This window comes from Dyadobacter sp. NIV53, from assembly GCF_019711195.1.
GTDB lineage: Bacteria > Bacteroidota > Bacteroidia > Cytophagales > Spirosomataceae > Dyadobacter.
Genome location: NZ_CP081299.1, coordinates 6,475,903 through 6,490,814 on the forward strand (window position 1 = coordinate 6,475,903; position 14,912 = coordinate 6,490,814).

The 14,912-nt window shown below is 43.3% G+C and carries 12 protein-coding genes and 1 pseudogene; 10 read left to right on the forward strand and 3 right to left on the reverse strand.

Annotated elements, in window-relative coordinates; all coding sequences use genetic code 11:
- Window positions 1-9 precede the first annotated feature (9 nt).
- The 6 genes and pseudogenes from KZC02_RS26555 (at window position 10) to KZC02_RS26580 (ending at window position 4,349) form a co-directional block, all read left to right on the forward strand.
- On the forward strand, window positions 10-426 hold the full coding sequence (locus KZC02_RS26555) for a hypothetical protein (RefSeq protein WP_221391425.1): 417 nt from the start codon (window positions 10-12) through the stop codon (window positions 424-426).
- 488 nt (window positions 427-914) lie between these two features.
- Complete coding sequence (locus KZC02_RS26560) at window positions 915-1,535, forward strand: IS1 family transposase (protein WP_221391426.1); 621 nt, start codon at window positions 915-917, stop codon at window positions 1,533-1,535.
- Between the two features lie 107 nt (window positions 1,536-1,642).
- Window positions 1,643-1,972 (forward strand): hypothetical protein, encoded by a 330-nt coding sequence (locus KZC02_RS26565; protein ID WP_221391427.1) that lies wholly within the window; start codon window positions 1,643-1,645, stop codon window positions 1,970-1,972.
- Complete coding sequence (locus tag KZC02_RS26570) at window positions 1,969-2,472, forward strand: PQQ-binding-like beta-propeller repeat protein (protein ID WP_221391428.1); 504 nt, start codon at window positions 1,969-1,971, stop codon at window positions 2,470-2,472. The genes KZC02_RS26565 and KZC02_RS26570 overlap by 4 nt, the downstream gene beginning before the upstream one ends.
- A gap of 9 nt (window positions 2,473-2,481) precedes the next feature.
- A pseudogene (locus KZC02_RS33450) lies at window positions 2,482-3,129 on the forward strand (PQQ-binding-like beta-propeller repeat protein); the annotation flags it as partial.
- A gap of 50 nt (window positions 3,130-3,179) precedes the next feature.
- Window positions 3,180-4,349 (forward strand): PQQ-binding-like beta-propeller repeat protein, encoded by a 1,170-nt coding sequence (locus KZC02_RS26580; protein WP_221391430.1) that lies wholly within the window; start codon window positions 3,180-3,182, stop codon window positions 4,347-4,349.
- A 240-nt stretch (window positions 4,350-4,589) separates the two neighbouring features.
- Here KZC02_RS26580 and KZC02_RS26585 read toward each other — a convergent pair whose 3' ends face one another.
- Complete coding sequence (locus tag KZC02_RS26585; protein ID WP_221391431.1) at window positions 4,590-5,858, reverse strand: thioredoxin family protein; 1,269 nt, start codon at window positions 5,856-5,858, stop codon at window positions 4,590-4,592.
- Window positions 5,859-6,456: 598 nt separating this feature from the next.
- Between KZC02_RS26585 and KZC02_RS26590 the strand changes: the two genes are divergently transcribed.
- The 3 genes from KZC02_RS26590 to KZC02_RS26600 all read left to right on the forward strand — a co-directional run bounded on the left by KZC02_RS26590 (window position 6,457) and on the right by KZC02_RS26600 (window position 11,966).
- A complete protein-coding gene (locus KZC02_RS26590) occupies window positions 6,457-8,862 on the forward strand; it encodes an ABC transporter permease (RefSeq protein WP_221391432.1) in 2,406 nt (801 codons plus the stop codon).
- A 501-nt stretch (window positions 8,863-9,363) separates the two neighbouring features.
- Entirely contained in the window at window positions 9,364-10,548 is a 1,185-nt protein-coding gene (locus tag KZC02_RS26595) for an SMP-30/gluconolactonase/LRE family protein (protein ID WP_229253824.1), read from the forward strand.
- Window positions 10,549-10,970: 422 nt separating this feature from the next.
- A complete protein-coding gene (locus KZC02_RS26600; protein ID WP_255637510.1) occupies window positions 10,971-11,966 on the forward strand; it encodes an acetylserotonin O-methyltransferase in 996 nt (331 codons plus the stop codon).
- A gap of 38 nt (window positions 11,967-12,004) precedes the next feature.
- Here KZC02_RS26600 and KZC02_RS26605 read toward each other — a convergent pair whose 3' ends face one another.
- The gene (locus KZC02_RS26605; RefSeq protein ID WP_221391434.1) at window positions 12,005-13,033 is read right to left on the reverse strand and encodes a sensor histidine kinase; all 1,029 of its coding nucleotides are present in this window, start codon (window positions 13,031-13,033) and stop codon (window positions 12,005-12,007) included.
- Between the two features lie 335 nt (window positions 13,034-13,368).
- Between KZC02_RS26605 and KZC02_RS26610 the strand changes: the two genes are divergently transcribed.
- Window positions 13,369-14,046: a sensor histidine kinase gene (locus KZC02_RS26610; RefSeq protein WP_221391435.1), complete on the forward strand. Its 678-nt coding sequence runs from the start codon at window positions 13,369-13,371 to the stop codon at window positions 14,044-14,046.
- Here KZC02_RS26610 and KZC02_RS26615 read toward each other — a convergent pair.
- A complete protein-coding gene (locus KZC02_RS26615) occupies window positions 14,024-14,812 on the reverse strand; it encodes a LytTR family DNA-binding domain-containing protein (protein WP_221391436.1) in 789 nt (262 codons plus the stop codon). The two genes, KZC02_RS26610 and KZC02_RS26615, sit on opposite strands and share 23 nt — an antisense overlap.
- Window positions 14,813-14,912 lie beyond the last annotated feature (100 nt).

A 14,912-nucleotide genomic window follows, 5' to 3' on the forward strand; every position in this document is an offset into this window, starting at 1 on the left:
TCACTGTATATGAAAGGGGAACATATTTTGCATAACTTAAATCCTTTTGGAAAAGATTTAAAAAATCACATTGAATATTTGGTAGGAGTCTTGCCTGCAAGACTTGGTATTCCTATAAGTGAACTAAACTTCACTGAGGACAGTATTTATGCGCTTGATACTTATTTAAGTAAAATACAAAAAGAGATTGATGAAAAATTTGTGAATGAGAATGTTATACCACTAACTGTCTATTTGAACGAGATTTTTGTGAGAGCCAATGGTGGAGAATGGTTCATGGAATTCGATGAAGACACTTGGCAGCCAGTGATATTGACGAGGTTTGGAGAAAGAAGACAATATTTTAGTTACATATATGAAAATCTTATGTACGATGAAGTAATTAGTATTAATTCCTGTTATTTTTCTGGCGGTAGCCCTGCTTAAATAATATTTTATTTTGTCATAAATTGGTAGTTTGGCTTTTAAATTGACATCTGAATTAATGATATTTTCCACTGCACATTCCGCGAACAATCCGAGCAAAAACGTACGAATATTCGTACATGGAGAGTCAAAAACTTGGAATGAATAGCGTAGAATCGACATAGTGATCCCATGGAGTTGTTTTCGTTAGGGATCAGCATGTCAAAGAGCGGTCAATTTCAGGGTCTCATATCTGGCAAACCTGATCGTAGGAGACTTTTTGGTTCATATCTATTCGGGGTAGTGTATCAGACCTGTTGGTGGCTGCGAAAAACCGCTTTTTTGAATAATAAGTGACATTTTGGTTTAGCGATAGTCAAAACGGAGACTGCCGTTAGGGTTGTCTTTATGATTTTGGGCACCTTAGAATTGAAAATAGGTTGAATTTTCCCTCCAAGTGTATCAGACCTGTTGATGGATTCGTAACTTGTTGTAAATGTGGTAGTGGCATGGTAAGATATGGTAGGTCAGCTCAAAACAAACAGCGTTACTATTGCAAACATTGTAAAAGTACCAGGGTTGAAAATTACTCTTATACAGCGCAGCAACCGGAAATTAATCCAAACATCATATCGCTCACCAAAGAAGGTTGCGGCATCCGTTCCACAGCACGGCTCTTAAGGATTTCAACTATCACAGTCACTTCAAGAATAAAGAAAATAGCTTCTAAGCTCGTTCAACCAACGATTTCGATTGGACAGACTTACGAAGTGGACGAGTTGCGGACTTTTGTCAGAAAAAAGGATAATTTGATCTGGGTGGTTTCAGCCTTTGAAAGAGAAAGTGGCAAAATAGTTTCATCCAAAGTAGGCCGTCGGACCAATAAAACTTTGAAAGTGGTTATTGATACGTTAATAAACCCGGACTGTAAGGCGATTTATACAGATAAATTAAAGAACTACAAATCGCTGATTGACAAAACAATACATCGTACAAAACTTCGAGGGACAAATCATATTGAAAGAGCGCATCTTACTTTAAGAACCCACCGTGTGACGGACCGATCAAGCGTCTCAACCGTAAAACAATTGCTTTTAGCAAGAGCGCAGTCATGCTCAACGCAATTTTGAAGATATACTTCTGGGGATAAAGATTTTGAATTGGGAATGATAGCATCGATAGGGTTGGGGCATTCAGTAATGGTTTATTACAAGAAGCTTTGTGACAAAACGATATCATGTACGTCACAGGTAAGTACCCGACAGCCTCCATGCCATACCGCTTCATCCACCACATCATCATCATCCTGGGAGCCCTTTTCCTCTACCGGGAAAGCCTTGCCCAATCCACCGATGAGGCGGCCGTCCGCCAGAACTTTCCGGTAGTTTCCAAAGTTAGAGCCCAGGCCTTTATTTTGCCACAGCCCAACCAGAGATTGGTCAACTACTTTTCAAGCAACCAGGCTTTGACGGTGAACCTTTTGTTAAAGGATCTTACCAAAACCGGTATACATGTGCACCCGAACATGATCAGCATTTTCCGTATCAAAAAAAGTAGCCGACTTTGAGAACAATTTTACCACCCCGACTGAAGATTTGGATAGTTCTATTAATAGTTGCATTTGGTAGCTCTTGCTCGAAAGATAAAAGTGAAACAGTTCTACCACTTGCAAATACTATTTATGCAGTAAATGAAACTGGGGAAGTCTATGCTGTCGACGCCGAAAACGGGCTCATTAAATGGGTTTATCAGGCAAAGGGGTATATTGATGCAAGTCCAATTGTCAGCAAAGGTGTTTTATACATTGGTGACACCCGGGGTATCTTTGTTGCAATTGATGCGGTAAGTGGGAAAGAAAAATGGCAGGTTGATCTTCGTGGAAGAGATTTGTCTAGCGCAATTGTTTCCGACAATATCGTATATGTTACGATCGGTGCCACTTGCTTTGCTCTCCGCTGTTCTGATGGATCTATTCTTTGGAAATTCGAAACAACAGACAGTATCTACGGCGGACCAGCCATAGCGGGTGAAATGGTTTACTTCGGAGATTACGGGAAACATCTCTAAGCGGTTGATAGAAGGACTGGAAAAGAAAAATGGAAATTTGGAACGAGTGGCGAAATAATTGAAAACCCGATCGTTCGCAATGGTGTAGTTTACGTTAACGATAGCTTTGCAGGAGTTTATGCGCTGAATGCAGTTACCGGGCAAATGAAATGGAAGTTCGATACTAATGGACGTAGTCATGGTTCTCCGGTAATAACAGACTCGGAACTTTACTTTATCCAGATAGATGAATTAATTTCGGTTGATCTCAACACCGGGAAACAAAAATGGTCCTGTGAAATTAATCTGAAGGCAGGCATTGCGAGCCCGACACCAGCAATATCAAATGGGTTAGTTTATGTGCAGGGGCTGACTTATACAAAGGATGTAAGTTTAAACTGGCTTTGCGCAATTGATGCAAAAAATGGCAATCAAAAATGGAGATATGAAGCAAAAAAGCCAAACACTTCGAACTACCTCAGATGGTTTTCTCCTACTGCCAATGAGGGACATGTCTACATAGCCTCCTGGGACGGATACATCAGGTCAATTGACCCGAATACAGGAAAACTGCAATGGGAGCTTGAGACTATCTCCGCTTTTGGCGGCAGTATATGCGTGGCGAGTGCTGAGGGGCGTGTACTCAGAGGGCTTGGACAGATTGATACTTTTGAATAATATCCGTCACAACTGTACAAATCATTTCTTTATAAGCGATTGACTTTAATATGAGAACAAAGTTTGGATTGGGCGCTCTCTTGATTGTCTGGGTGGCAGTTTTATTTTACTCTTGTTCAAAAAACAAGGATAAAAAAGTTGACCCTCAAGCAGGTGCTGTTGTTTATGCCGTAAGCGAATACGGTAAGATCTATGCGATTGATGCCGGGACAGGGATACCGAAATGGGTTTATTTGGCAAAAGGTAATATAAATTCAAGTCCCATTGTAGACGCGGGGACTTTGTACATCGCTGATGTAAGGGGTCGTTTTGTCGCAATTGATGTGAACAACGGTAAGGAAAAATGGTTTCATAATTTGGGTTCCGGAAATGTAACCAGTGCAATTGTCGCTAACAATATCATTTATCTTACCTCGCGTGGAGCTTGCTTTGCACTTAGTCCTGAGGACGGCTCTGTTTTATGGAAATTTGAAACAGAGGAAAATATTTACGCCAGCCCGGCGGTGGACAATGAAACGGTCTATGTAGGCAATTTAGAAAATTATCTTCATGCTATTGATGGAAAAACTGGAAAAGAAAAATGGAAATTTTGTACCGAAGGTGAAATTTACGAGAGTCCGGTAATACGCAACGGAACTGTTTATGTCAGTGATTATAATAATGACGCGGGAGTTTACGCTTTCGATGCAAACTCAGGGCAATTAAAATGGAAAACCAATATTGAAGGCAACTACTACGTTGGTCAGCCTGTTGCAAGCGATTCTGGATTGTATGTTATGAAAGGCAACCAGCTTCTGTCCTTTGACCTTATTACCGGTAAACAAATATGGTCAGCTAAAACAGATCCAAACCTCAGTTTTGTTGTACCGATTCCTACTTTGGTCAATGGTCTGGTCTATGTTCAGGGCTACTATCAACAGGGAAATGTGTATGCTTGCTGGCTTCGGGCCATAAATGCAGAAACAGGTCAGCCAATTTGGCTTCACGAATCAAAATCAAACAAGCCGTTTTTTTTTAATTCTTTAAATGCCTCGTTTGCACCAACTGCTAGTGGGGATTATGTTTACTTCGCCTCACAGGACGGACATTTAAGATCCGTAGACGCCAGGACGGGGAAAGAAATTTGGGCCTTCAACGCAGATGAAACGCTTAACGGCAGCCCATGTGTAGTGACCGCACAAGGACATGTACGCCGGGGCCTTGGTCAGGTAGATTTATGATCTAGCATAGGTGATTGTGGGTGAACTTTGATTTATAAAATCCTTCACCAGTAAAAGGCGGCTATTTCAGTTTGTTTGGATGAAAATTAAAAAAGGGTTTTGTCAATTTATGAAAGGTAATAGATTTTTAATTGAGCTATGCTGATTTGGTTTAACGTTAACCAGTATTTTAATAACTGATGTGTTTTTCATCGCTGGAAACCTTTGTAATGAAAATTTCGGAACTCATTTATGAAAAACTCACTTCAACTTTTCAATCTGGTCTTCATAACGTTTCAAGTCCTCCTTAGCAGTACGGGCGATTCCCAACGCCTGTTCTGCATTTTTTAAGGCTACTTGTTTTTGCCCCATTATGCCATAAGCTTCTGCCAGTTCATAATACAGGCCGGCCATTTGTTTGGAATTTAGCTCTTCTGGTTTCGCAAGACAGATTCCTTCCGACGCCCAAACTGGGATTTCGGTTAAATAGGAAGTGTCAGTTGACTTTTCGTTGAAATATTTCATTAAATAGGCATAGTCAGCGGTACCGAGAGAAGGAGCGGTGATTCTGTATTCATTAAAACGTTTTACTGCTCCGCTCGTATTTTTGTCCCGCATATATGCGTCCAGTTCCTTTAATAGTAACCTGGCAGAAGCGTCCTGTGGCGAAACGCCGAGGTCTTCCATGCTTTTACGCATTCGGATGATCTCATTGACGCTGAAGCTGTCGGCTTTTGAACCATATAATGAATGATATAAGATCGCTTCACCAGCTTCCTTAACGTCCTTTGCGGGATACCTGGATTTGAACTCATTCAAATGAGAGAAGAAGTAAACGGATAAAGGGTTTTCGTAGTCGTTAATAAGTCTCTGCAATACATAAAATCCAGCCTGACTGGTCTTATCTTGTGGGGTAATGAGCGATTTGGCCAGAGCTTCATTGATTTCGTTCAATTTATTCTCATCCTTAATAGTCTTGCAATGCTTTCCGTAATTGATCAAAAACATCAGGTCACGGTCACCACCTGCGAACCTTGCCGAATAGCTGCCGGTCCTTTTCAGAGGATCAAGAGCAATTTTACCTACCAACAGTATTTCCTCTATGAACTTTTGTCTGGTAGGCCGATCAGCAGGATTGGAGAGATGGATCAGATCGCCATTAGAGTCAAAGAAAAACAGGATTGGGAATTCAGGATAAGTAACACCTTTCGCTTTTTGAAACGCAGCTGATTCCTTTGAATTCACCTCTGCTTTCCAGCTTACGAAATTAGCGTTATAAAAATCGCCAACTGCTTTTTCTGATAATACGGGTGCAAGAGCCTCACAATGAGGACAGCCATTCAGGTAAATCTCAACGAACAAAGGTTTATGTACTACTTTGGCCTTTTCAATTGCATTTTGGAAATCGCCTGGTAAAAAACGGATACCTGGGTTAGTGGCTTTACCAGTCTGGGCATTAGAATGGCGATTTAGGAATAATGACAGGAACAGAACAAATAAGAATAGGCGGGGGTGTGTTGAATGCCTCATTAAATTTTTTTGATGAAATGTATTTGATTACAAATTAAGGGAATATTCAAATCAACTGAAAATAAAGGCAGGGGATAGGGTGGGTGAGTTTAAATGAGATTTTATAGTTGCCATCCGTTCTGATTTTTTTACTATTTTAAAATGCCTAATGAAGTGCGGTCAGCATTAATTGAGCTTTCTTATTGATCCCGGTTGTAGTGGATTGTCTTTAATAAATTCATTCCAACAAATATTTCGAGATTTATTTCCAGATAATACCCGCAATTTAAAGTTTCCGGTGGATTTTGGTTCAGTGTAAATTAGTAAATCATAGCCTTTATTTATAATGCTGCTCTCATTTAAACCAGCATATTATCCAATACAATTCTTACGATGGGCTGTTTCTTTTGACCATAAAATTTGAACCAAACAGGATTGAATGTCAACCTGTTTCGGTAGTAAACAGATATGCAATTTCGGACATTAATTGTCCGGAATCGTACAAATTCCCTAACCGACTAGCTCTTTAATCATTGTAATAAAGGTTTTTGTTTCCTGGTATAAAAATTGAACTAATGCGGTTAGGGATGTCCTGTTCCATGCACCACGATTGAGAAATATGCTACGAAACTACCTTAAAATTGCCTGGCGTAACCTTAGTAAAAACGGCACTTATGCTTTCATTAATATAACAGGGCTGGCACTGGGTATAGGCTGTGCGCTGCTGATTTTTGCGCTTGTCCGGTTTCACTACCAGACCGACCGTCACCACCATAATTACGACCGGATTTATCAATTCACCTCACGGTTTACCTCGTCCTCCGGCGAGTTCAATATTCAGGGCATACCTTATCCATTAGGCCAGGCAGTCCGCAACGATTACCCCGGGATTGAACGCATTGCGATGCTGGATGAGTGGTATGGGCCATTGGTAACAGTGCCTGTCCTGAACCAGGCTGATAAAAAAATTAAGGACAAACATGATAAAGGAGCGTTTGTTGAACCGGCCTATTTCCGCATTTTCGATTACACCTGGCTGGCTGGGGGGCCAGACGATCTTAGTCAACCCGGCACTGTTGTGATGAGCGCTGATATGGCCCGAAAATGTTTCGGCACTGCAACCAACGTCATCGGCCGTATTGTAAAACTCGATGCCCGCATTCCTTCCCGCGTGGTAGGTGTGTTTGCTGACTACAGGGATGATACCGATCTGGCCTACTCGATCATGGCCTCATGGAGCTCACTAAAAGAACAGCTCAATGCCCGGCCCGAGGATCAGCCCTTTGACAACACCAACGGCAGCACCCACTGTTTTGCTTTGTTCAATGACCACTTCACGGTTTCCGACTGGAGCAGGCAGTTGCCAGCATTCGTCAAAAAAAATAATTCCCGAAAAATTAAAGAAACTTCTTATCCTGCCGTGCCCTTCCGAACAATGCATTTATCCACAGAGTACGGGGGTGTAAGCAAGGGGTTGTTGCTTTCGCTAATCTTGATTGGTCTGCTTCTGATCGGTACGGCAAGTATCAATTTTGTAAACCTGGCGACCGCACAGGCGCTCAACCGGGCACGGGAGGTTGGTGTACGCAAAGTACTGGGCAGTACAAAAACGCAGCTATTCTGGCAATTCATGGGTGAAACCATGCTTATTGTACTGGCAGCCCTGGCCTTGGCGATTGTAATATTTCAATATGGTCAGACGCTTGCACACACTTATCTGCATGGACCTTTCCGGTTTACATTTTACTTTTCACCATCAGTATTGGTATGGTTAGCACTTCTGGTGGCAGTTGTCATTTTATTGGCTGGTCTGTATCCCTCGTTGGTAGTAGCAGGTTTCCGTCCGGTAGTAGCATTAGCGGGACGGCTTACAACACAGCAGTCGGGTGGTTTTTCCCTTAGACGGGGACTGGTTGTGACGCAGTTCGCAATTTCACAAATGCTTATTATAGGTTTGATTGTAGTGGCCAATCAGCTCAGCTACATGCAGACAAAGGATCTGGGATTCAGAAAGGAGGCTATCCTGACTGTAAGCCTGCCAAATCTGCCGGCTCAGGACCTCAGTAAAATGCGTGCATTCCGTAACATGGCTTCCGCTTTGCCTGATGTAAGTAAGTTCAGCTACTCGATGAGCGGACCTCCCCAGTCAGGCTGGAACAGCCAAACCAGCGTCCGCTTCGACACACGCCCTGAACAGGAACCATTTGGACCGCAACAGACCTGGATTGATGCCAATTATGTGGGCTTGTATGGTCTGAAATTAGTGGCCGGACGCAACCTGCAACCCTCCGACACGGCCCGCGAAGCGCTCATTAATGAGACATTCATGCAACGGCTGGGTTTTACCCGGCCGGCAGACGTGGTGGGCAAGTACTTGTATAAAGCAGGTTTTGCACCGCTGGAAATTGTCGGTGTTTTAAAAGATTACAATCAGCTGAACCTCAAACAGCAGATTAACCCGCTGTTTCTGACCACGTTGGCCAGCGGCTTTTATTCCGCCAATATACAGCTGCGTTCTGCCAACTACAGCAGTGCATTGAGCCAGTTGGAGAAGGTCTACAACCAGGTGTATACTGATAACTTTTTTGAAACAGCGTTTGTAGATGACCAGATTCAGCAGGCTTACCAGCAGGAGCAGACGATGGCCAGGCTTATCAACTTTTTTACCGGGATTGCCTTGCTCATTGGCTGTATGGGCTTGTACGGACTTGTTTTGTTTATGGTCGTGCAACGAACCAGGGAAGTTGGTGTTCGTAAAGTATTAGGGGCCAGTGTGGGCAGCATTCTGTGGCTGTTCAACCGGGAATTTATGCAATTGATCGGCATTGCTTTTTTACTGTCAACGCCCGTTGCGTGGTGGGTGATGAACGGCTGGCTGAAGAATTTTGAGTACAAAATTTCTCTTAGTCCCGTCATATTTCTGCTGGCACTTTTGGCAACCATAGTTGTTGCGCTTCTAACGGTGAGTTTTCAGAGTGTGAAAGCGGCCCTGATGAACCCGGTGAAATCATTACGAAACGAATAAGAAAATGATTTTACCCGTACTAAAAATTTTCCCTATTAAAACTGCAAGGTAAGTTGGGGATTACGTTTATTAGAAGATAAGTTATTTGGTATAGTTTAACATTTTTTATGCTGTATTTTCCAGATATTATCTTGATGAACAAATAGCGGTTATGTCTACAGGGTGTAAGCAGTTAGCGAGTAATTGCTAAAAGACCTATGGATCAAATTACCTTTTTGTAACCTGTTTAATCAAAACGAACGGGATCATACCGCAACGGATTAAAGTAACACAAGCGGGCTGCCAATCCAAAAGCTGTACAAGCGTAAGTTGGAAAAAATAATGGCTGGGAATGTCCTTGCCAGGCAACAGTGAGTTTCTCATAGCTGCTTTTAATCACTTCATGGATGTTTTCTTACGTCCTGTAATTCTCCGTATTGAAAAATTCTGATGACAGAGGCAATTTTGTTAAGCCGGGCGACGATTGCCCGGGTTCATCTGTTAGCCATAAACTAAAATACAATGACAGTAAAATTCAGGAAACGCCGCCAAGATACCATGGACAGTCTGCTATTAATCAGCCCTGCTTTATGGTTTGTATCCAGTTTACGTACACTAGTATCCGTCATTTTTTTTGTCGTAATGACAGCCTGTACAATACCCCAAACCGGCGAGATGACGGCAGAGCGTGTAACCAGTCACCGGCTAACGGTAAGTGTTAAAACATTTGCCGGAACAGACACCAGGAAAGGGTACGCAGATGGCAAAGGTACAGCTGCCAGGTTTTTATATCCGGGCCAGATGGTGTTTGACAAACAGGATAATCTGTATGTGATTGATCAGCTTTACGGGTATGTGGGTGGCAGTGTTGTCCGTAAGATAGATGCGCAGGGAAATGTGACAACTTTTGCCAAAGGGCTGAGCGCCATTACGGACATCTGTATTGATCCGGCAGATGGCAAAACGATCTATGTAATTGAAAGTGGTGACCAAACCAGTGTCCCCAACGGTATTTTTCGTATTGATGCAAACGGAATTGTGAAACGCCTTAGTGGCGGAGCAGGCCTTCGCGGTTATGAAGATGGGCCGCTAGTTACTGCTAAATTTAACAGGCCAGGCGGGATTGCCATGGACAACAAGGGAAATTTATTTGTGGCTGATGCCGGAAATTATTGTGTCAGAAAAGTGAATCTTAAAACCGGCATGGTGACTACCCTGGCGGGTCAGCATTTGCCTGGCCAGACAAACTGCTTTTATGCAGACGGACATGGAAAAGCAGCCCAATTCTGTGCATTTGACGATCTTACGCTGGACGATGCCGGAAATGTATTTGTGCCCGACCGGATGAACCATCGGGTGCGCCGCGTTACCTCAGGTGGGGATGTGTCAACCTATCTGCAGATTGGGGGCGCGGGAACCGTGGAAGGCCCGTTAGCCAATGCTAAAGTGTGGTACCCAACCATGGCTCACTTCCATACAGGCAGCGGACAATTGTACCTGATAACCGATAGCGGTAAACAGCTGGATGTGGTCACAAGGGACAATTATCTGTTTAACCTGTCAAGATACATCGGACAAAACGACTATGTAAACAGCAGCACTGGCACGACACATGGTTACTATGGGCTGGCCGTCAATAGCAAAGGAGAACTTTTCATTGCGGACAAATACAATCATTGTATCCGCAAGATCATAGTCAGCTGGTAATTCCAATTTCACTAAGGATCCGGAATTGAATAAAACCGGTTTCATTGCCTGGTATTTACCGGGCAAAGTATAGGTGGTCCTGTACCGTACAGACTGGTATTGCGTTTCAGGCTGATAAAGGGATTAGGGACAATTTACAAATATCTTAGTACGTAAAGTTCTGCGCAGTAATACGTCGCAGGCCCGCAACTTTCCCCTTTCATAGCCTGGTGTAAGCAAAATCCGTTTCATCGGACGCTTATTCCGTTTCATCAGAATACCTGTTTTAACCAATTACTTTCGCTCCTATTTTTGATTCAAATTAAATTTTATTCTAAAAGAACATATCATTCGTAACCAAAACCGGCAACCAGCCACAAAAATCAAAAGCCATGGAAACACTTGAAATTACCCCAAAAACTCTTACCTCGCCAGCAGGCATTATGCAGATCGGCATGGGCTTCTGGGCATCCAAAACCCTGCTCACTGCTGTAAAACTCAACTTGTTCACCGAAATCGGAGACGGATCACTGAGCAATGATGAGCTTCGTATGAGGCTTGGTCTTCATACACGAAGCAGCGCCGATTTTTTTGATACACTTGTCTCGCTGGGCATGCTGAACCGTACTGGAAACGGAGCCGGATGCAGGTACTGTAACACGCTGGAAACCAGACTTTTTCTGGTTCAAACTTCGCCAGCCTATATAGGTGGGCTCCTTGAAATGGCAAACGACCGTCTTTATCCTTTCTGGGGTAGCCTTGAAGAAGCCCTCCGCACAGGCCTGCCTCAAAACGAGGTGAAACAGACCGGCAAGTCTGCATTTGAGGCCATCTATGAGCAACCGGCTGTTTTGGAGCAGTTTATGGACGGCATGGCAGGTGCGCAGGCAGGCAACTTTATGGCACTTGCCAATGCTTTCGATTTTGGCAGCTACAATTCGCTCTGCGATATCGGTGGCGCCAACGGCTTGTTGTCAGTATGCGTAGCACGCCTCCATCCTTACATTCAATGTTTGTCGGTTGATATGCCGCCGGTGGCACCGATTGCGGTACAGCATATAGCGCGGCAGGGCCTTTCACGGCAGATAGAAGCCGGTACATTGGATTTTATGTCAGAACCTTTTCCAGGTGCAGAGGTGATTACAATGGGAAACATCCTTCACGACTGGAACCTGGACGTCAAAAAGATGCTAATCCGCAAAGCCTTCGTGGCACTACCGGAAAACGGTGTGCTGATTGTGGTTGAAAATATCATTGACGATAACCGCCGGGAGAATACGTTTGGGTTGCTGATGTCTTTGAATATGCTGATCGAAACGGAAGGTGGTTTTGACTACACCCATGCCGACTTCAACGAATGGGCCATCGAAGCAGGTTTTCAGTCCACTGTGAAACTTGCCTTAACGGGCCCAAGCAGCGCTTTAATTGCATATAAATAAAGATTTCGCAGACAAAAGCAGTTATACAAAGGCTGTTCCTATAATAACGGCAGCTTCACACGGAAGTACATGCCATCGTCTTCGACGGTAGGGGCAGCTTGTCCAAGGACCTGATATTTGGTCAGTATATTGCTCAGTCCAACGCCGTTTGAAAGTATTCTGCTCGTCTTGCGCTGAAGATTATTACTAACAACCAGACGGTGTTTTTCATCAGTCGCCAGCCAGATTGTAAGTGGCTGTTCAGGAAGGATTATGTTGTGTTTTACAGCATTTTCAATCAATAATTGCAGTGTGAGAGGAGGAAGCTTCAATGATTCCTGTACGGGGTCAATATCAATTTCTACTTTTAATGAAGCCCCGTGACGTGTTTTAAGAAGCTCAAAATACGAGCGGATGAATTCAAGTTCACTGGAAAGTGTAGTCAAAGGCGATTCATTGCTCCGAAGCAGGTAACGATAAACGGAACTCAATTCTTCGGCAAAATTTTCGGCTTGCCGGGGATCTTCCGAGATTAATGAGATCAGGGAATTAAGGCTGTTGAAAAGAAAATGAGGGTTGACCTGCTGGCGCAGCGCATCCAGTTGTGCCTGAAGCTGGGCCTTGCTGAGTGCTTCAACTTCCTGGCGGGATTGCTCCCAACGGGCGAAATTGTGAATGCCTTCGTAAACAAAAACTACGACCAGAACAAGCAGTGAAATAAACAGCAAAGCCAGGGCCAGCCTGGATAAATCAGGCTCGAAATTGGGCAACCCGATCAGCGTGTACACAGTGAAAAGTGCCGTATAAATCAGACAGGAGCTTAATGCGCAGCTTCCATAGCGCCAGAAGGCCCTGCGCATGTAGGTGGACAGGCCAGGATATTTCTGGTCAAGCTTTATTGATATAAAGTTGTTGGCCAGCCAGTTGCCAAATGAAAAGAAAAGTGTCAGAAAAGTCGCGATCCAGAAGGTAGATAAGTTTTTGAGATATGGATCACCAATCAGAATCCAGTTGAAGCCCGCTATAACTATGGGCAGAACAATGGCTTGCAGGAGCTTATCGTAACGTGAATAGGTGATGAACTTCATATCGGGGCGAGCCAGAATTTGCTTACCAAAAATACATATTCGGGGAAAGAAGTCAAAGGTTAAATTTTAAGTCATTTGTTACAAATATCTTTCCCAACAGATAAATTTAACAGGCTTTATTTTCGTAAAAATAACTGGTTTATCAAATAACAGTCAGCCGTTTCATTGGCCTGGAAAGCTGTTTGATCCATGGCTTTTTACGCTTCATCGAACAAATGATTTTTTTTATCAATGATCGATATAACCTTGAGACCCGGTTTTGGTATCCTATTGCTGACTTAACTCTTGGAACAGCCTTGAAGATGCAGGTAATTACGAATTCTAATATCTTGTAAATGATTTGCGAAATAATGTTTTTTAGAAAGATGTATTTATCCAGGAAAAAAAGTCCTACGCTGTCTGAACAGGAAACGGAAAGACTTCGGATGGCCAATCTGCAAAGCCAGCTCGACGCATTAAAACAACAAATCAACCCGCACTTCTTTTTTAACAACCTGAATGTGCTGGATTCGCTCATTGAAGAGGATGCTGTGCGCGCGAGGGTTTTCCTGGAAGAACTTGGTGCGGTGTATAGATATCTGCTGAGATGCAGCGAGTTCCAGCTGATCGCATTGGCCAGCGAAATGGATTTCATCAAATCATATTACCATTTATTAAAAACCCGTCTCGGAGATGGCTTACAGTTGGTTATCCGGATTGACCAAAAATATGAGGCTTGCCAGCTTCCGCCGCTTACCATTCAATTACTGGTAGAAAATGCATTTATACAAAATATTGTTTTGCCCGAACAGCCATTGGTCATAACCATTTCAACCGATAGTAACGGGCATTTGTTGGTTTGCAATAATGTGCAGCGAAAACAAAATGTAGTTGTTACTAATCCAGCGGGGTTGGATGATATCCTTGATAAATATAGGATACTGCAAAAGGAATTGCCCGGGATTACGGAGCAACAAGGGCAATTCATAGTTACTATTCCACTGATTCCAGCTATTTGCCCATCCATTTTTTAAAATCAGTTGCGCGCTCACGGCTGATAAGCACCTCATCTTCCGTTTCGGGTTTGAGAGCCAGTTTGAGTTTATTGTTAAAGTAAGGATGGATTTGCTGAACGGAGCGAATATTAACGATATACTGCCGGTTTGCTCGAAAAAACTGAGCCGGGTCAAGCATGGTATCCAGTTCGTCGAGCGTGTAATCCAGGGTGAATTTCTGTTTTGACCAGGTGTAAAACAACGTTACGCCCGCTTCGGAATTAAAATAAGCAATCTCGCCTGTTTCCACAGGCACCCATTGAGAAAGATGCCGGACAAGAAAACGTCTTCTGTATTCAGTGGGCGCAATACGTTGCCGGAGTTGCTGAACCAGGGCGTCGATTGCCATGGCAGGTATCTTCTCAGCGGAACTGTTATTTAGTCTGCTGTGCTTTTCCAGACTTGCTTCTAATTCATGCCGTTTAACCGGCTTAAGAAGATAATCAATACTGTTGACCTTGAATGCACGCAAAGCGAATTCATCGTACGAAGTTGTAAAAATAACCGGAGCAGTTACGGCAGTCTTTTCAAAAATCTCAAAGCTCTGGCCATCTGCAAGCTCAATGTCCATCAGGATCAGGTCCGGGGCCAAAGGTTTACCAGCGGAGTTTGTTTCAAGCCATGCTATAGAGGCCCTGACGCTAGGTGCCGTACCTGCAATAGAAATAGATGGATCGATCTCATGTAACAGTCTGGCTAGTTTCCGAACCGCAAGATCTTCATCTTCAATTATGAAAACTTTCATGATCAGATATTTTGATAAGAATCCTTATAAATTTATCTATTACGGCAGGTAGAACCAAGATTGCTGGCTGCCAAACGGAAAATAAATTGGTTGGAATGGA

Coding starts and splice junctions, on each gene's coding strand:
- KZC02_RS26560 (WP_221391426.1), top strand. CDS start 915: ATGGTAAGATATGGTAGGTCAGCTCAAAACAAACAGCGTTACTATTGC.
- KZC02_RS26555 (WP_221391425.1), top strand. CDS start 10: ATGAAAGGGGAACATATTTTGCATAACTTAAATCCTTTTGGAAAAGAT.
- KZC02_RS26595 (WP_229253824.1), top strand. CDS start 9,364: ATGACAGTAAAATTCAGGAAACGCCGCCAAGATACCATGGACAGTCTG.
- KZC02_RS26600 (WP_255637510.1), top strand. CDS start 10,971: ATGCAGATCGGCATGGGCTTCTGGGCATCCAAAACCCTGCTCACTGCT.
- KZC02_RS26610 (WP_221391435.1), top strand. CDS start 13,369: ATGATTTGCGAAATAATGTTTTTTAGAAAGATGTATTTATCCAGGAAA.
- KZC02_RS26590 (WP_221391432.1), top strand. CDS start 6,457: ATGCTACGAAACTACCTTAAAATTGCCTGGCGTAACCTTAGTAAAAAC.
- KZC02_RS26565 (WP_221391427.1), top strand. CDS start 1,643: ATGTACGTCACAGGTAAGTACCCGACAGCCTCCATGCCATACCGCTTC.
- KZC02_RS26605 (WP_221391434.1), bottom strand. CDS start 13,033: ATGAAGTTCATCACCTATTCACGTTACGATAAGCTCCTGCAAGCCATT.
- KZC02_RS26615 (WP_221391436.1), bottom strand. CDS start 14,812: ATGAAAGTTTTCATAATTGAAGATGAAGATCTTGCGGTTCGGAAACTA.
- KZC02_RS26580 (WP_221391430.1), top strand. CDS start 3,180: ATGAGAACAAAGTTTGGATTGGGCGCTCTCTTGATTGTCTGGGTGGCA.
- KZC02_RS26585 (WP_221391431.1), bottom strand. CDS start 5,858: ATGAGGCATTCAACACACCCCCGCCTATTCTTATTTGTTCTGTTCCTG.